This is a genomic window from Taibaiella koreensis (assembly GCF_003545715.1).
Lineage (GTDB): Bacteria > Bacteroidota > Bacteroidia > Chitinophagales > Chitinophagaceae > Taibaiella > Taibaiella koreensis.
The window spans coordinates 82,921-102,231 of record NZ_QVNU01000009.1 but is presented as its reverse complement, the minus strand read 5'-3'; the positions used below and the strand labels follow the sequence as shown (position 1 = coordinate 102,231).

The 19,311-nt window shown below is 51.6% G+C and carries 9 protein-coding genes; 6 read left to right on the top strand and 3 right to left on the bottom strand.

Annotated elements, in window-relative coordinates:
• The first annotated feature begins 415 nt into the window (after positions 1–415).
• Positions 416–1,765, top strand: coding sequence for an adenylosuccinate lyase (gene purB / locus DZK30_RS23475; RefSeq protein ID WP_118976640.1), 1,350 nt, complete (start codon positions 416–418; stop codon positions 1,763–1,765).
• A gap of 247 nt (positions 1,766–2,012) precedes the next feature.
• Complete coding sequence (locus tag DZK30_RS23470) at positions 2,013–2,891, top strand: hypothetical protein (RefSeq protein ID WP_118976639.1); 879 nt, start codon at positions 2,013–2,015, stop codon at positions 2,889–2,891.
• 66 nt (positions 2,892–2,957) lie between these two features.
• Here DZK30_RS23470 and DZK30_RS23465 read toward each other — a convergent pair whose 3' ends face one another.
• The 3 genes from DZK30_RS23465 to DZK30_RS23455 form a co-directional block, all read right to left on the bottom strand.
• A complete protein-coding gene (locus DZK30_RS23465) occupies positions 2,958–8,891 on the bottom strand; it encodes an Ig-like domain-containing protein (RefSeq protein ID WP_118976638.1) in 5,934 nt (1,977 codons plus the stop codon).
• Between the two features lie 909 nt (positions 8,892–9,800).
• A complete protein-coding gene (locus DZK30_RS23460; RefSeq protein ID WP_118976637.1) occupies positions 9,801–9,995 on the bottom strand; it encodes a hypothetical protein in 195 nt (64 codons plus the stop codon).
• A gap of 57 nt (positions 9,996–10,052) precedes the next feature.
• Positions 10,053–10,709 (bottom strand): LuxR C-terminal-related transcriptional regulator, encoded by a 657-nt coding sequence (locus DZK30_RS23455; protein ID WP_118976636.1) that lies wholly within the window; start codon positions 10,707–10,709, stop codon positions 10,053–10,055.
• A 618-nt stretch (positions 10,710–11,327) separates the two neighbouring features.
• Between DZK30_RS23455 and DZK30_RS23450 the strand changes: the two genes are divergently transcribed.
• The 4 genes from DZK30_RS23450 (at position 11,328) to DZK30_RS23435 (ending at position 19,121) form a co-directional block, all read left to right on the top strand.
• The gene (locus DZK30_RS23450) at positions 11,328–11,957 is read left to right on the top strand and encodes a response regulator transcription factor (RefSeq protein ID WP_205529551.1); all 630 of its coding nucleotides are present in this window, start codon (positions 11,328–11,330) and stop codon (positions 11,955–11,957) included.
• A 55-nt stretch (positions 11,958–12,012) separates the two neighbouring features.
• Entirely contained in the window at positions 12,013–15,066 is a 3,054-nt protein-coding gene (locus tag DZK30_RS23445; RefSeq protein WP_162903389.1) for a sensor histidine kinase, read from the top strand.
• 489 nt (positions 15,067–15,555) lie between these two features.
• A complete protein-coding gene (locus DZK30_RS23440) occupies positions 15,556–18,384 on the top strand; it encodes a sensor histidine kinase (protein WP_162903388.1) in 2,829 nt (942 codons plus the stop codon).
• Positions 18,381–19,121, top strand: coding sequence for a LytR/AlgR family response regulator transcription factor (locus DZK30_RS23435; RefSeq protein ID WP_118976633.1), 741 nt, complete (start codon positions 18,381–18,383; stop codon positions 19,119–19,121). Before DZK30_RS23440 ends, DZK30_RS23435 begins: the two co-directional genes overlap by 4 nt.
• Positions 19,122–19,311 lie beyond the last annotated feature (190 nt).

The following is a 19,311-nucleotide window of genomic DNA, read 5'->3' as shown; positions in this document are numbered from 1 at the left end:
CCCAGGGCAAACATACTCATGGTCCCAATTTCTTTTTACTCTTATTCGACCAATGCCGCCTGGCTGACGACCAAAATCCCTTACTCTTTTGGTCGAAGCTTTTGCGGCTTTTGTCTAAAAAAATACATTCCGGCTCCCATGGCAACGCGGTTTAGTTAAGAAGCGTTCAAACTTCAGCGCTTCAATTTCGGGGCGTAGGTGATCCATCTGCTGTTGCGCGCGGGCTTATTCCTTTCGCAGGAAAATGCCACCGGATGAGGCATTCCGGGCCAATTCTTTGCGCATAGCTTTGCGGCCTTAGCGGTTAAATACAGGGCATTTTTGAAAAATGCTCCGCTAAACCACATTGGCTCCTCATCCCCGATTTTCTGCCCTGCGTTGAGCCTTCTACCTCAGATTGCTTACTTTTGCACGCATGAATGTAACACCCCTTTCTGCCATCAGCCCCGTAGATGGCCGTTACCGCAGGCAGCTGGAAGAGCTGGCGCCTTATTTTTCCGAATTCGGCCTTATTCGCTACCGTATCCGTGTAGAAGTGGAATATTTCCTGGCGCTGGCCGCCGCCGGCATTTTTAAGCTGCCGGCTACCCTAAAGCCCGCCCGGCTGCGTGTCCTTTATGAAAACCTGACGGAAGAACAGGCACAGCAGGTAAAGGATACGGAAAAGGTAACCAACCACGACGTAAAGGCTGTAGAATATTTCATCAAGGACCGGCTGCAGGAAGCAGGCGGCGAAGCCGTTGCCGAATGGGTACACTTTGGCCTTACCTCCCAGGATGTGAACAATACCGCCATTCCCCTGCTGTGGAAAGAAGCATTGGAAGAAGTATATATGCCGGCCCTGCTCAATATTATTTCCACCCTGCAAAAGATGGCGAGGACCTGGAGCAAGGTGCCGCTACTGGCCCGTACCCACGGACAGGCTGCATCGCCCACTACTTTAGGTAAAGAGATCATGGTATTTGTAGAACGGCTGCAAAACCAGGTCGAGCTATTCGCTTTCGTGCCCTATGCCGCCAAGTTCGGCGGTGCCACCGGCAATTTCAACGCGCATCATGTGGCCTTTGGCAAGAAGGACTGGATCGCCTTCGGTAACCAGTTTGTGAATGAAACGCTAGGCCTGCAACGCATGCAGTTCACCACGCAGATCGAGCACTACGATAGCCTGGCAGCCCATTTCGATGCGCTCAAGCGCATCAATACGATCCTTATCGACCTTTGCCGCGATATCTGGACCTATGTTTCAGTAGACTATTTCAAGCAGAAGACCAAGAAGGGAGAAGTAGGTTCCAGCGCCATGCCACATAAAGTGAACCCTATCGATTTCGAGAATGCGGAAGGTAACCTTGGTGTAGCCAATGCCCTTTACGAGCATCTTTCGGCCAAATTGCCGATAAGCCGCCTGCAGCGCGACCTCACCGATTCCACCGTGCTACGCAATATAGGCGTACCGGTAAGCCATTCCCTGCTGGCGCTGCGCTCTATTGAAAAAGGCCTTGGCAAGCTGGTGCTGAACGAGCCCAAGCTGAACGAAGATCTTGAAAACAATTGGGCTGTGGTAGCAGAAGCGATCCAGACTATACTGCGCCGCGAGCAATTTCCCAAACCTTACGAAGCGCTCAAGGACCTCACCCGCGGACAACAGGCCATCACAAAAAAAACCATGCATGCCTTTATCGATACATTGGATGTAAGCGCTAAAGTGAAAAAGGAGCTGCTGGCGGTCACTCCGCAGAACTATACCGGGATTTACCCCGAATATTAAGAAAGCTGACTATTCCGATATAGGAAACATGAGTCAAATTCATCTTGATAACGGTGGCTGAGCCCGTCGAATCACCATTTATAGCTGTCCTTTCGACGTGCTCAAGGACCGGAGCGTGTTTGTTCCTATATCGCAGGATAGTGATGCTGAGAAAAATAACCCCGAAATAAAATGCCGGCGCCAATTGCCGGCATTTTATTGTACAGCTCTTTTATATTTTTGCGCCATTTAATCAATACTTAATCCCATGAAACGTTACCTGAACCTGATCGCACTCCTGCTACTGGTATCCTGCGGCAACAAGTCCCGGAATATTGAAGGGCTGTGGTTGTTCCGGGAAGAAGGCGAATCTTCAGGATCTACCCAACCCGGCTCTTTTCTCAACCTGGCCAGGGACGGACGCTATACCCTGTTCATTCCCGATTATTTTGACTATGGATACTGGACGAAGGACCCTGCGGACAGCAATACGATCCAGTTCAATAGCAAGCGGCCCGAAAACCATTACGGCGCCCGCTTTTCTATGTCGATCAAGATATACAACGAAAAATACCTGAGCGTCTTCTACACCCTGCCCTCCCAGGTGGAGCAGGCTGGCGGAGGCAACAACCTGGCTTTCGACCAGGTCGGTTCCCAACTGGCAAGGGCCATCAAATTGTTCCGGAGCCCGGTACAATACCCCGACTCACTCGATCCGTACAGCTATAACCTTAATCGCTGGCGTCTCCGGTCGCCTGTGCCGGAAAGCTGCCGGCAGATCCAGTTTCGTACCATCAATTATCTGAAACACATGTATGCCTTATTCCGGGAGCAGGACCGGCAACAGTCGGAGCAATATGGCTATCCCTATTCTCCGTCTCCCCTGCTGTACGGACAAAACGGTATTGCTACCATCGATTTTGACCAGATCGCCCCTTACTGGAAAAACACCTTCTTCAACCAAAGTCAGGCCCGCCAATCCTGTGCCATGCTGTATGCTTTATTTGACGAGCAGTTGCATGTGCCCCAAAAATATAAGCGCCCCGACGAATTGTGGACGGTACTCCTGAAGCAGATGCTGGATCATGCTCTGGCAAGAGACTATTGCATACCCGGCCAGGAACCGGATACAACCCGGGTACGATAAATAAGACATCCATAGAAAAAGCCGGCCGGGAATGATCCGGCCGGCTTCAATTTGGGATACACAAGCTTACTTTAATATTTCAAACTTACGCAGTACCATACCTTTATCGGTATCGATGCGCAGCAGATACACACCCGATGCCAGCGCCGAAGTATGCAGCTGATGCCGGTTGTCACTGTCTGCAGCAGTGTGGAACAGTACTTGCCCCAGGGTATTGCATACCGTAATCTGCTTCATTTTCAGGTTATGCTTGTTCTCGATGGTCACCAGATCCCTGGCCGGATTGGGATACAGCACGAGGTCTTGATCATTGATCACGGTCGGAATACCTGTACCCTGGGCATCGAATACATCGACCGTGCGTAAGGGCGCTACAATGTTCTCACAGGCGCCGCCGAGCGTTACTGATACCGTAAAGATACCATTACGGGTGTACTGGTGCTCCACCACGGCTCCCGTCGCCGGTGCGGAGCCATCGCCGAAGTTCCAGGTATAGCCGGTAACATGCTGTGCGCCTGGTGCATTAAAGATATAAGTCGCGTTGTGGCTGTACACCGCATTAATGGTACCCGATGGTGTGCCGGTAACGTTTACCTGGATGGCGTCGGTACCGGTACAGGTATGGGCATCGGTAACCACTACGCTGTAGTTACCGGCAGTATGCACACTCAGCGTACGTACTGTACTGCCGCCATTCCACAAGTAGGTCGCACCAGGATTGCCGGCATCGAGCACCAGGGGCGCATTGCTGCAAATGGTGGTATCGTTACCCAATGCCACTACCGGTAGCGGATGCACAGTTATGCTGATCGTATCTTTATCCAGGCAGTCGCCTATCCTGGCTTCTACGAAATAAACGCCGGTAGCACTTACCTGTCTTGCCGACCCGGTACTACTGTTATCCCACAGGTAGCTTGCGCCGGGGTTGCCGGCCTGGAGCGTCAGGATATTGCCGGCGCAAAATGCCGTATCGTTGCCCAGGTTCACCACAGGTGCGGCCACGGCATTCACCGTAACGGCTACCGAGGTATCGGTACAATTATTGGCCGCAATGGCCACAACCTGGTAGTTGCCGGCAATGCCCGTAGTCAGCGTGGCATTCGTTTCCCCCGAAAGGTTGCCCAAGGCATTACGCCATTGATAGCCGCTGCCACCGCCTGCTGTAAGCGTTGTCGTGCTGCCATTACAGATCTGTACCGGCCCGGCAGGCGTAATGGTTGCCACCGGCCTTGTTTTGATCGTAGCGGTAACCGGTACACGAGGCCCTTCGCACAGATTGCCTGCGCCGATAGCAGCCGACACATAAAATGTGGTGTTGGTACTGATCGAAGGTGTGGCAAAAGGACTGCCCGTAGCGAGCGGACTACCGCCCGCAGCAGCCGTATACCACCGGAGCGTAGCACCTGCAGGCGCCTGCGCTTCGAGTGTTACCATCCCTGCCCCGCAAAGGCTGCTATCCTTCACCGACATTACTACAGGAGGATTGCTGCAAAGCGTAGTGAAAGTAGTCGCGGCAGACCAGGGACTGTTATTGGACAAACCGCAATTGGTGCGCACATAGACCGAGTAGGTAGTTGATCCGGCAAGGACCGTGCCGGTTGCTGCAGTGGTACCAGATGCCGTGCCAGACGCACCCAGACCCGACGGACCGCTTCCGGCCGCGCCGGAGGATCTTACTTCCCATTCATAGCCTGTAGGGATACCGAGTCCCGGTGGTGTCCAGGTCATGCTGGCAGCGTTAGCCGTAACAGAGGCTGCAGGTACCGTGATTGCTGTGGGTACCGGGCAAATGGTAGGCGCACTGATATTGGTAACACAGATATTGAAAGCGGCTGCATTACCCGAGCCGTAGGTATAGACCCTTACATAATAGACCTGGCCTGCGGTAAGACCCGTAACGGTACCGGTGTTGGGATCACTGCACAAGAGGCTTGAAGTAGTGCCGCAACTGCCGGAGAGCACCTGGAAATACATGTCGCTGCTACCGCCGATCAACGGTACGATGCCGGAAAGGGTAACACGGGCATCGGGCCCTGTTGCAATAAAAGAATACCAGACATCGTCGTCGGGGGTGCCGCTGCAAGCCCCGGCAGCCATAGAGAGCGTTGCGCTTGCCGTGGTCCCCGGCGTGTTGTTGCAGGTAGTTAATTGCGCGATGGATTGTGCATTGGCACAGTCATCGTTAGGCGGTGGCGGCGGTTTGGTGCCCACGCATATCTTAAAGGATGCCCAGTCGCTTGCATTGGAAGTATAGGTGTATACCCTTACCTTATAGTTCTGCCCGGGTGTAAGGCCTGTTACCGTCATTTCATTGGGATCGCTCGACTGCACATGAACCAGTGCGCCGCAGCTGCCGCTGTATACAGCCATTGCCATATCGGTAACCGAACCGTAAACCTCGCTTAGGGAGATCACATGCGTAGCGCTGGTGGCCGTAAAGGCGTACCAGACGTCGTCATTTACCCCGGAGGCACCTACGGTTGGGGCTGTTTCTGTCGATTGGGTGGCCGCAGCAGTACTGCCGCTGGTCTTCACGCCGCAATTATAATCCGGGTTCACGGTAAGTGCAATAGCGCTGCCACAGTTATCATTGGGCGGTGGCGGCGGTAGTGTGCCCACGCAAATATTAAAGGAAGCCCACCGGTTTGCCGTGCTGGTATAGGTGTATACACGTACCTTGTAGCTCTGGCCGGGTGTAAGACCGGTCAGCGTCATCAGATCCGGATCGCTGGACTGCACGTGCACCAGGGCGCCGCAGCTGCCGCTGTATACCGCCATGGCCATATCGGTTACATTGCCATTGACATTACTGAGCGAAATGGTATGGCTGGCATTGGTCGCGGTAAAGGTATACCATACATCATCGTTCACACCGCTCGCACCGATAGTGGGCGCCGTCTCCGTCGATTGTGTAGCACCGGCCGTAGTACCCGCTGTTGTTACCCCGCAATTGTAATCAGGATTTACAGTCAGGGTTACGGCATTGTTGCATTCGTCATTGGCCGGTGGTGGTGGCACTGTGGTAACACAGATATTGAACGAAGCCCAATTGGCGAACGTGCTGGTATAGGTATATACTCTTATCTTATAGTTTTGTCCGGGTGTAAGACCGGTGACCACCATTTCGTCAGGGTCGCTCGACTGGACGTGCACCAATGCACCACAGCTACCGCTATAGATCGCCATGGCCATATCGGTAACATCTCCGGCGACATTTGACAGCGTAATGATATGCGTACCCGCAGTAGCAGTAAAGGTGTACCACACATCATCATCGGTACCGGAAGCACCTACGGTGGGCGCCGTTTCGGTCGAGGCGGTAGCGCCTACGGTAGTGCCTGCCGTACTTGTAGCACAATTATAATCGGGATTGACCGTAAGCGTGATCGCACCGCTGCAATTGTCGTTGGGCGGCGGCGGTGGCGGCGTGCCTACACAAATGGTGAAGGATGCAGTAGTACCGGCTGTAGCAGAATAAGTGTACACCCGTACTTTATAGCTCTGACCCGGCGTGAGCCCGGATACGTCCATCGTATTGGGATCGCTCGACTGGATGTGTGCCAGGGCGCCACAGCTACCGCTATAAATGGCCATGGCCATGTCGGTAGAGATACCGGTAACGTTGCTCAGCGTGACCCTGTGGTTGCTGTTGGTTGCCGTAAAGGTATACCACACATCATCGTCGGTACCAGCCGGGTTAACCGTAGGCGCCGTTTCGGATGAAGGCGTAGCGGCAATCGTCGTTCCGTTTGTGGTGACGCCGCAAGCATAATTGGGATTCACGGTCAGTGTCACCGCACCGCCGCAGTTATCATTGGCCGGCGGAAGCACTACTGTCAGCTTACGGGTATTGGTAGCACAGGTCGTGGGCGCTCCGGCACTGTTTTTGGGAACGATATACCAATAGTAATCCCCGGGAGCCAATGGTGTGGTTGCGGTATAAGCGGTCGTACCGTTACCCGAAACCGTTGCGATCAATGTTGTAGGCGGATTGGCCGTACCCAGGTAGACGTCGTACGCTGTGGCGTTGGTCACACTGCTCCAGCTCAGCGTAGGCGTAGCGCCTGTCTGACTATTGTTTGCGGGGCTGGATAAGGTGGCGCAGGCCGTGGGCGCTGCGGTAAGATTGGAAACACAGATATTAAAGACGTCTTCATTTCCGGCGCCATAGGTATACACCCGTATGTAATAGATTTGGCCCACCGTAAGCCCACCCACGATGGCACTATTGGGATCGCTGCACAGCAGGCTGGTCTGGGGCGTGCCACAGGCGCCGCTCAGCACCTGGAAGAACATATCGACACTGCTACCGGTAACGGAAACAACATCAGACAGATCGATCTTGGCATCGGTAGCAGTGGCCACAAATGAGAACCATACATCGTCGTCGGGATTGCCGGAACAAGGCGCTGCGGCCATCGATTGTGTAGCGCCGACCGTACTGCCTGCAGTAGGCGTGCAGGTCGTGCTCTGTACCAAGGTAATCGCATTGGCGCATTCATTATTGGTCGCCGGGCCTATTGGTGTAAACTTACGCGTGTTGGCACTACAGCCGGTAGCGGCGCCAACGCTGTTTTTAGCCGCCACATACCAGTAATAATCCGTACCGGCGGTCAGGGGCGATGGCAATGTATAGCTGGTTCCGTTGATAACGGTGGCCACTACCGTTGTGGGCGGATTGACGGTACCGAAGTAAACATCATAGGCCGATGCATTGGCAGCGCTGCTCCAGCTCAGCGTGGGCGTCAATAGGGTCAGGCTGTTGTTGGCCGGTCCCGACAAGGTACCGCAAGCCGCAGGGGCTGCGGTGAGGCCCGATACGCAGATATCGAAGGACGCACTGTTGCCCAATTGGAATGTATATACCCTGATATAATAGGTCTGCCCTACCGTGAGTCCGCCTACGATGCCCGTTTCGGGATCGCTGCACAGCAGACTGGTCTGGGTGCTGCCGCAAGCGCCGCTCAATACCTGGAAATACATATCGATGCTGGTCCCGGTGACTGCCGTTATGTTTTTCAGTTCGATTTTGGCGTCGGTAGCAGTAGCGACAAAAGAAAACCACACATCATCGTCGGGATTGCCGCTGCAAGGCGCTGCGGCCAGCGACTGGCTGGCGCCCGCTGTAGTACCTGCCGTGGTTACACAAGTGGCGCCTTGTGTCAAAACAGTCGCGGTGGCACATTCATTATTGGCGGGCGGCGCTACAGTAGTCAGCTTCCGTGGGCTTGTGCCACAGCCGGTAGCTGTGCCAGCGCTGTTTTTGGCTACTACATACCAGTAATAGTCTGTCCCGGCAACTAATGGTGTCGATACAGTATAGGAAGTTGCCGTATTTACTGTCGCCGCGATGGTGGTAGGCGGATTGGTGGTGCCCAGGTACACGTCGTAGGCCGAAGCATTCGTAACGCTATTCCAGCTCAGGGTGGGCCATATTGAAGTTTGGGTATTGTTTGCGGGCAATGCGAGTGTGCCGCAGCTTGCCGGCGCCGCCGCAAGATTCGTGACACAAATATCAAAAGTTGCCGTTACCCCGGCCAGGTAAGTATAAGCTCTTATATAATAGGTCTGACCAATGGTAAGCCCGCCGACAATGCCACTATTAGGATCGCTGCACAGCAGGCTGGTCTGGCTGGTACCACAGGCGCCGGACAGCACCTGGAAATACATATCGGTGCTGCCGCCGGAGACAGCTGTTACACCCGAAATATCGATTTTAACATCTGTAGCTGTGGCAACAAACGAAAACCATACATCATCATCCGGGGTGCCGGAGCAGGGCGCTGCCGCCATCGATAGGGTTGCTCCTACCGTAGTGCCTGCCGTATTGGTACAGGTGGTTCCGGGCGCGGTAAGGGCTATAGCCCCGGGGCAGTTATCATTAGCGGGAGCCTGTGCATGCACTGTCGTGCCGGCTGCAAGGGTTAATAGTAATGCGGCCAGCACACGCGTCTTTTGCCGCCATCCTGGCAGCAACCATCGGGTAAGCGTTGTTTTCATGGTTTTTTAAATAGTTGTTTCCTGTCTTGAATAATAAATTGCCAATCTAAAAGCACAACGCTTTTACAGCCGGATGATTGCCGGCAGATAGGGTCTGGTTTTTGCAAACTACAAGACAGGTCACAACAGAAAAAATACCGGGAGCAGGGGCACATATTTTTTTACCCCATACCAAAACACTGATTTAAGGATACGCTACTGATTTACAGGTGTGTAAAAGCTACCTGAAAATAAGGACATCGGTTTGCGATGCCAGGAAAAGCAGATAGGAAAAACGGCAATGCCGTGGGAAAACAAATACCCGGCGCACCGGAAAAGCCCGGCGCGAAGACAAAAAGAGGAGCGTGAGGACAAAAACGGATCCATCCGTTTTTCAATAGACGGGTATCTGTCAGCCGGCGCCAGGAACGCCTGGCGAAATCCAGCCGGCAGGATACGAAAGCGGTATAAAACCCGGACGGTTTCGTTCCTTTTCCCAAAAGGATGCACACTGATTCCTCACCGCTACCGGCCTTCCACCCCTTTGCCCGGCACGCACAAAAGTCCTCCCGGATACTTTCGGGACATGGCATCGGGAAACATGACAAGCAATTGCAATACGTCATGGCAGATCCCGGAAATATCCCGGCTGTCCCAAAATGGTCATTTCTATTCCATGAAGGCCCGGAGATGGGCCGCGCATTTTTTTCCGGTGCATCGGGTTTCGCGGAACGTAGCGCTACATATGGATCAGGCAAAGAGCCAATGCTTCTAGGCCAGGAAAGCAAACGGTATTTTTCCTGCGCCCCAATATTACTCGTGCCTGCGTTCGGGTGCAAGACTTTTGCATGCCTTGGAATACGTCGCTGTAGCACCGAAGGCGCAGCTGAGATCAGGCGAAGACAATATGTGGAAGATAATGTCCCGGCATTATTCCGCCAGGACCTTTTGCAGCTCGCTATACTTTTCTTCGCAATATTCACGGATGCTCATGCTTCTTTCGGAGCGGGGAATACCTTTCAGGCAAATGCGTACATAGCTTTCGGTCACCTGGAATTGCTTTGCGGCTGCTTTTACTGCCAATGCCCGTACCGCGTCATAGTATTTGTGATTGGATTGTTCCATAAAAACGTACTGATAACTTTTAGTTGAATAATAAATTAATTTGTGATAATACAGCGGTCAACATTCGATGGGGTGATTGTCGACCAACGACTTGAGCTCGATCAGGTTGTTGAGGTGCAGCTTTCTGAAAATATTGGACTTATGGGTAGATACGGTATTCGCCGATTTGTGTGTGCGCCGGCTGATGCTCGTTACCGTTTCTCCTTGTACTAGGTATTTCAATACCTCCCGTTCGCGGGGGGTAAGTCGCTCATAGGGATCTGCCCACCGGCTATACGCCGTATACAATTCCTGCATTTCTGTCTTAATATACCGTTTGCCGGTAACCAATACCCTGATGGCTTTTACGATCTCTTCTTCGGAACAACGTTTGTTGAGAAACCCTTTGGCGCCCATCTTCAGGTACAAGGGACCAAACAACTCCTCCTTGCTCATGCTCAGCACCAGGATCATCAGATCAGGACAGCGCGTCAGCAATGTGTGTATCAACGTTTGCGGATCGGTATCGGACAGATTGGTATCTATGATCAAAATGCCTGGGGCGGCATTCGGATAATGCCGGAGCACCTGCCTCCCGTTTTCGGCTTCCCTTATCTTTATACCGGGAAAATGGTGATGCAGCAAACACCGGACGCCATAGCGAACGATAGGGCTATGATCGGCGATCAACACCTCCGGGTGTTCCTGCTCCGGAAAAATTACTATTTCTGACATGAACGCAATACGGGACAAAAAATAAAATACTTTGATGCGCTCCTCTGATCCGGCATTCCCTCCAGAGGCTTATTACCGCAAGCGGTAAGTTTGTTGTGGTGATCGCCCGGAAGCGCGCTTTTTCTTCTGCGAAAGCGATGAGGCTGTATCGGTGTAACAACAATATTGTTGTCAATAAGGCAAATTTCCGGCAAGTTTGATTATCCGCCTATAACCCCAAAGGGTGAAATTACGGACGGCACTCTATGCCGTATTAAGTTGCGGGTAATTATATCAGCCGCACTTATTGCCGCCCGCGATAACATATGAACCATTACCGGCAACTTTCTGCTCTACACCAAGATCCGGGATTAAAGCACCCCTTGCCCAGGGCAAACTGTTTTGATAGCGAAATTGGCAAAAACGCGAAATTGAAACAAGTAGGCATGCGGTCCTATAACCCCCAAGGGTGAAATTGGGCTGACTGAAAAAAAGCGTTGCACGAAGCCCGGGCTAATGAAGCCTGGAGCGCCTACAGCACTAACCCTAAAGGGTGAAATCCTATGTACCAACAACCTATTTAAAGAAAACCTACTACTTTTATAAAAAAACAAAGTGCAACCAATACCAGCAATAAGAGTGAGTATCGTTGAGGACACCAAAGTCATCAGGGATAACATCGCCAAATTCATCAGCCTCCAGCCGGATATGAAGCTGGATGATGTATTCGATTCCGCCGTCTCCCTTTTGAATCAACCGCAATTCAATACCCCCGCGGAGCAGGTACAGGTACTGCTCCTGGATATAGGATTACCTCACCTTTCGGGGCTTGATGCCATTCCGCTTATCCTGCAAAAGATGCCGCAGATGAATATCGTAATCCTGACGGTATATGAGGAAGAAGATGTGATCCTGAAGGCACTGTGTGCGGGCGCTTGCTCTTACCTATCCAAAAAAGCCAGCCTGGAAGAGATCGTCACGGCAATACGCGTGGTCGCCCAGGGGGGCTCCTACATGTCGCCGTCTATTGCCCGTGAGATTGTGAACCACCTTATGGGGGGCCGCATCAGCAAAGCGACTATATTGAGCGACCGCCAGAAGGAGATTCTCCAAAAGCTGGTAGACGGGAAAAGCTATCTGGCCATTGCCAATGAGCTGTTCCTTTCCGTTGAGACCATACGCTCGCACATCAAAAAGATGTACAAGACACTACAGGTCAACAACAAAGCCGAAGCGATCGCACAGTACATGCGGGGGCATATCCGGTAAACAAAAAAATAAGAAAAAGCTTAATATCTTTGTAAAGAACAACTTCGCTTTTGCTTTGCGCTTTATTCTACTGTCGATCTTTCTTGCCGGATGGTGCTGTAAACTGAACGCGCAATTGTCGCCCCGGCGTTTTATTGCGCCACAGTACACGTTTGAATATCTCCCAGTAAACACGCCAACAGATTATGGCATTTTTTCCGATGCCATCGAAGACAACGATGGCTTTCTATGGCTTAGCGGCACCAAGGGACTCCATGTATTTGACGGCGAAAGTCTGATCTCTTATACCAACGGAGATCCGGAGTATCCGCTCAGGCCGGGCAATGAGACTGAAAATTACGGTACTTTCGTCCAGGGCCGTGCTGGTCTTTTATGGTTGCAGGAATACGCATCCCACGGAATCATATGCTTCGATCCCCGTAAACGGACCGTGGTTTTCGGGCAGCGATCCTGGTTGGGGCTTGAGGGGATGCTGCACCTTATCAGCATCGCGCCATCAGGAGATTTTGTAAGTCTCTATCGCAATGCTCAATGGGACCAGTGTGCCATCTATAAAGGCTGGCAGCATCACGGCGACGCCCCTATATGGCAGGGAGCGCTTCAACCGATGAACTGGACCTGCTTCCTTTATACCCCGGGCTATCATTGGCTGATCAGCGGTGGTCATATTATCCGTATCTCCGAAACGACTTATAGTATAAAAGAATACCACTTGCCCCTTCCAAATGCCAATGTGCACCATGCTGTAACGGAATCCGGCCGCCTTTACCTGCTTGATTCTCAGACCAAGCATATTTACACCTGGGATTCGGTAAAGGACAGCATTGTCGTTTATATGAACCTGCCCCCTCAAATGCATGGCCGATCGCTCGTTCATGCCATGGATCGAAAATTTGTGTACCTCGGCAGCTTTAATGAATTTTACCTGATCAACAGGGAAGAGCAAACCATACAGGATCTTTCACCCTCCTTGTTGCAGCTGCGCAGAGAGGAAAATGGGGCTACACTGGGTACTGACCTCTGTAAGATATTGCCCACCAGGGATAATGGTGTTTTTTATCTGTCGTCACAATCCATAATGCGACTCAAGACAGGAGTCCCGCCAACTGACCAGCTCCTGCAAAGGGTACGGGGTGACGACCCCAGACATCCGCCATTAAGCTTCCGACAACTGGCCGAGGATGAGCAGCACAACATCTACGCCAGCTATTATGCAGGTATTGCTATTAAAAAAAGAGGTCAGTCCGATTTTATACCTTTTCTCGTACCCGGTTCCCCCATCCGCAAAAGCATGTCAGCTTACAGCCTCAATTACTGGAAAGGACATCTGCTATACAATAACATCATGATCGATCGGACCACCCGTTATTCACGCCTGCTTGGGCATCAGTACTACGGCGCCCATACCGCGCAGTACCTGGACCATGATACCTTATGGCACTATAACTGGTGGAGCAATTACTTAGTCCGTACAGATCTTTCGAACCTGCGACCAACGTACTACCACCTCAATGTGATCCTGGATCGTGCCCACGAAGTGATCCCTGAAGTCAACGCGATTACAGGCGATGCTACCGGCCTTAACCTATGGATGGGTATAAAGGGTTACGGCATTGCGCTGGTAAGCAAAGAAGGTAAGTTACAGCGCCACTATACTACCAAAGACCTGGGCCTGGGAGAGGAATATGAACTGTCTGTCAATGCGCTTCAGCCCGGGCCGGAGGGCTTATGGTTTGGCTGCAGTAAGGGCCTGGGATTGCTGCATGCACAAACAGGCAAAGCGGAGCTTTATTATATTCCCAGGATCAAAAATGCAGCAGCTCTGGACCGGGCGATCTTTTCCATAGCACCCGACACAATAGGCAATCTTTACCTGGGCAGCAGCAGCGGTCTGGTCTATTTCGATACCAGGAAGAAGACATTTTATACGCTGCCCACCGGGCACCCCATGGAAAAGATCGAATGCAATCGCAACTCGGCCTTCCGTTCTTCCGATAACAGATTTTATTTCGGCACGACCAACGGCCTTTATTCTTTTCTCCCCGGAGAGCTCAATTTCAATAGGCTGTCAGGCTCTGTCAGACCCATCAAAATTGACAATATTTCTGTGTTTAACTCGGCCTCAAGAACCTACCGCTACCTGGGGGCCAATGTAGATAGCTGCGTACATCTCGAATCGAACGATAACAGTATCGATGTTCATTTGTCCCTGCCGGAGTATGACGAGGAAGTATATTACGCTTACCGCTTGTCGGAGCCAGACAGCAAATGGACCACATACCGCCCAGACAACCAAATCTTCCTTTCCTACCTACCGGGCGGTAAACATACCTTGGAAATCAAAGCCTCAACCGATCTCAAAGATAATCACGCCAGCTATTACCGGCTTATCTTTCTTGTAGACCAGGTATGGTATAAAAAGGCATGGAATATCATTCTTTTATGCGCAGCGTTTTGCGTGCTTGTCTTGCTGACCATACGATACCGCTACAACCTGAAATACCAGCGGCAGAAAGGGCTGAGCGACCTGCGTACCCGTATCAGCACCGACCTGCACGACGATATCGGCAGCGTATTGTCGGGTCTGGCCATGCAGAGCGAAATGCTTACTTACTCTGCCAAAGAAGAGCAGAAAGAACCCCTTATCGAGATCAGCAATATGAGCCGCGATGTGATGGAAAGCATGCGGGATATCGTATGGGCCATGGACAGCCGCAAAGACCATTATGAGAACCTGGTAGACCGCATGCGGGCTTTCGCCGAAAAAAGCCTCGGTATCCGTAACATAGAGCACGAATTTGTGATCAGGGATATACAGCAGCGAAAATTCATCGATCCCGAAAAACGCCAGAATATCTACCTCATTTTCAAAGAAGCGATCACCAATATCCTCAAACATTCCAATGCCCGCTTCGTATATATCGTTATGGAGCAGCTGGGCGACCAGTTCCATCTTAGTATCCGGGACAATGGTACTAACCCGATGCCTGCTTCCGCTTCGGGGATGGGCATCAGTAATATGATGATGCGTGCAGAAAGAATAGGCGGCATACTTACCATAAAAGCAGATAACGGCATCGTCGTATCACTCATACTACACAATGAATAATTCGTACGTACAAGAGCGCGTCAATAATTGAGTTCCGGCTGTTGTATTCCTTATGGACAAGCCCCGGCACTTCCTTTTCCCGCAATGTGATCTGTAAACGGCTTTTCCCGCATTTCTGTTGCCCGGGTTTTATATCTTGCAGGTCCATACTACTGGATGCGATACCACGCTGCAGGCTTTGGTAATGGCATCGGGTTCCTCGTCGAAAGGGAACCTGATATGTTTTTTCTATAAAAACAATCCATCTGTAGCTGCTGAAACCGGTGCCGCCCGACCGCGGGCGGCTTCCTGCGCTACTTATTCCCCCGGCGCCGGTGGCTACATTTCTATTCCCCTAGCAACAGCAACGCATTTTAATTACATTTGTGCTCAAGGTGCTGCCCTTCATTACGTAAGGGGGATACCTGAAAGATCAGAACCGGCTGAAAGAATGTAGCCCAGACCAATAGCACCATGCGTATCCGAGATTGTTGGCAATATTTTCTTTTGATGATCCTGTGCTGCTGTGCCCTGCGGGTACAGGCCGGGAAGCACAGCTACTACCGGTTTACGGTAAGAGAAGGACTCGCCGGCGACAACATATATTCCATAGTGCAGGACAATGACGGATTTATGTGGGTGGCAACAGAAACCGGTGTCAGCCGGTTTGACGGTACCACTTTTAAAAATTTCACGGTGAAAGATGGCCTGCCCAGTAATGATGTTAACTCCCTGTATCCCGACCAGAAAGGCCGCATATGGATGTCTCCTTTCCAAAAAGGGTTTTGTTATTACTACAGGGGCAAGATCCACAGCAGCGAGAATGATTCTTTGCTCAGAAGCTTGCCCGCGTTATCGGAAAACAAAGGATTTTCAGAAGACGCCCTTGGCAATATACTGATCAACACGCCTACAGAAGTCATCTATATCGACATCCACAACCGGGGTATACGCTATCCCAATCCTTATTCCGGCCCTGGATTTTTTGAACCCATTCTCAGGCCTACTGCTACAACTTTACCTCTGAGTATTGTAAAACCATACCTGAGGAAATATAAAGTGCATGCGTTTAACCTTGACTGGTGCCCCCCCATTCATCCCTGGGGCCCCGGAACGGTGCTTGGCTGGGTGGTCGACTGGAGCGACAGAAGCTTTATCATCTTCAGGGAGGGCATGCCTCCCAGGCAGATCAAAGTGTCGGATAATGTGATCTCTGTATTGCCGTTGCAGCGTCCCAATGTGCTGCTGACTTCTGCTGCCGGCGGCTATATTTACGACCTCGACGCCGACAGAACGAAGGACACCCTGCTCTCCGGTATAGTGGTGAATTGTTGTATTGTCGACGCCGATTCAGGCATTTGGCTGGGTACCAGCGGCGCCGGCGTCTATTATTTCCCCTTATCGGCCGGCCGGCTCATCAGCGACAAAGGACTCCAGGTCTACGATTTTTACCGGCGTAACGACGAACTATGGATCGGTTCCAACAACTGGCAATTCTGGAAGCTAAACAAGGACCATACAGCGATTGAACGCAAAATGACCCCAAAGGAAGTCGACCCGGTTCTGCTTTCTTCGCCTGAAGGTAATATGCGCCGGCTTCCCTATTATGGCCTGGTGAAGCTATTGCGCGAAAAGGGCATTTTCAAAAATTTCATGGGTCACAAATCGCTGATGAATATCAAAGACACCTTTGTCATGGCCACGGGGGCGGGCGCTTTATATAAGCTGCGCCCCCCCAACCTGCTGCTGGATTCTGTCAATGTCGGCCAACGGCTTACCTGTGGTTATTATAGAAATGGCGTCTATTATGCGGGTACGCTGGATGGCCTCTTCATGATACCTCCCGGACAGTCATCTTATCCGGTAAAAGGGCGGACACCGCTGGTAAAGGGAAGCATTAACGCCATTGCTTACAGCTATAAGAACGATCTCCTATGGGTTACAACCTCAGATAACGGCGTCTACTACATCAGGGACGATGAAGTAGTGCGCCGGTTCGACGAAACCAATGGCCTTACCAGTCCTATATGCAAATGTCTCTTCACCGATGGCACAAAAGCCTATGTGGGCACCATCGACGGTCTCAATGTTATTGACCCGGAACAGGCCTTCCGCATCGACTGGTATAAAGTACCGGACGGTCTGCCCTCCAACAATATTAATTGTATCTATGCCGAAGGGAAGCAAGTGTGGGTGGGCACCAGCGAAGGCCTGGCGCTGCTCGATATCAGCCGGGTAAGACGAAAGCCCTTCTTTAACCTCGTGCTTACCAATATAACCGTATCGGGACAAGGCTTACCTTCTGATACCGGCGATATCAACCTGGCGCCCGGCGACAACAATATCCGCTTTTCCTTTGCAGGCATATCCTTGCCTTCACTGGGCGATGTTCGCTATAGTTACCGGCTAAACGGGCTCAGCAGCATCTGGCAACAAACACGCGAGCAATCCCTGCACTATCCTTCGCTGCCGCCCGGCGCCTATATTTTGGAGCTGTACGCAACCGACCGCTTCGACGGCCGCAGCAATACGATCCGCTTTGCTTTTACGGTCCAGAAGAAATGGTGGCATTATGGTTGGGTTCAGTTTGCCTTCCTGCTGTTGGTACTGGGGCTTTTCTTTTCCGTGTTCTGGTGGCGCACACAGCGCGTACAAAAGCGCCGGCGGGAGAAGGTAGAACTGAAGTCCAGGATCATCGAGCTGGAACAAATGGCCCTTCGCGCACAAATGAACCCGCACTTCATCTTTAACAGCCTCAATTCCTTTTACCAGTATGTGATCGATAAGGACCTCGCCGGCGCCAGTAAATTCATCCAGGATTTCTCCCGGCTCCTGCGGCTCCTGTTTGAAACCTCGGCGCTCCCGGCTATCAGCCTGGATAAAGAACTGGACTTCCTTACCACGTACCTGGAACTGGAACGTACCAAACACTCAGAAGCCTTTTCCTACAGCCTGCAGGTACAGCCCGACCTGCTTACCGAAGAGATCGTGATCCCTTCCTTTGTGATCCAACCCTTTATTGAGAACAGCATCAGGCATGGTATCCAGAACCGGAGGGATAAAGCCGGACACATAGATCTGGCTGTCAACATTGCCGGCGACTGCCTTGTAGTAGCCATAGCTGACAACGGCGTGGGCCGGCGATACACCGAAGCGCTGAAGCAACGCACCATTACGATCCACAATTCAAAAGGTATTGCGCTCACGGAGGAACGCATTGCGCTTTACAACAGGTCGCACCGGTCGAACATCCGCTTTGAGATCATTGATCAGTACGAAACCGGGACGGCAACCGGCACCCTCGTCTTATTTTACTTTCCTTTAAACCAACCGATATGATCAAAACAATCCTGGTAGATGACGAACCTAGCAATTCGGAGGTGTTAGCCCGCATATTAGAACAATACTGTCCTTCGGTTGCTGTTGCCGGCAGCTGCCTCGATATTACCGACGCAGCGCGGCTGATAAAGGAACTGGAACCACAGCTGATTTTCCTGGACATACAAATGCCTAACGGAAGCGGCTTCGACCTGCTGGACAAGATGCGGAACAAGCATATAGAAGTCATTTTCGTTTCGGCGTATGACAACTTTCTGCTCCAGGCGATCCGGTACAGCGCGCTGGACTATATCCTGAAGCCGGTATCGGTGCCGGAGCTGGTAGCAGCTGTACAGCGGGCAGAGGAACGGCTGGCAAGCAAATCCGTAACACGGCAGCTGGAGCTGCTCCTGTCCAACATACAACAGCCGGCGCAGGCACAGAAGATCGCCATTCCCAGCAACGAAGGCTATGTATTTATCTCCGTAGCCGACATTATACGCCTGGAAGCGAAAGGCGCGTATACGGAAGTCTTTATAGTCAATGGAAAATCCTACCTGGTATCGCGAAACATCAAGGAATATGAACAATTGCTTCCTGTATCAATGTTCTCCCGGGTACACCATGCCCACCTGGTCAACCTGCAATTCATTAAAATGTACCATAGGGGAAGAGGCGGCTATATCGAAATGGAGAACGGGGTGGCCATAGAGGTATCGGTAAGAAGGAAAGAAGCTTTCCTGGCAAGGTTTAAATAAAAAACTGACGATCCCGATATAAGAAACATTAGCCAAATTCGTCTTGATAGCGGTTGCTGAGCCCGTCGAAGCACCATTTATAGCTGTCCTTTACCTCCGGTGAGAAAAGTTCGACAGGCTCAGGGACCGGAGATTGTTTTGCTTCCTAATTATAGAGATAGTCACTTAAAAAATGCTGGTGTATGCCGCT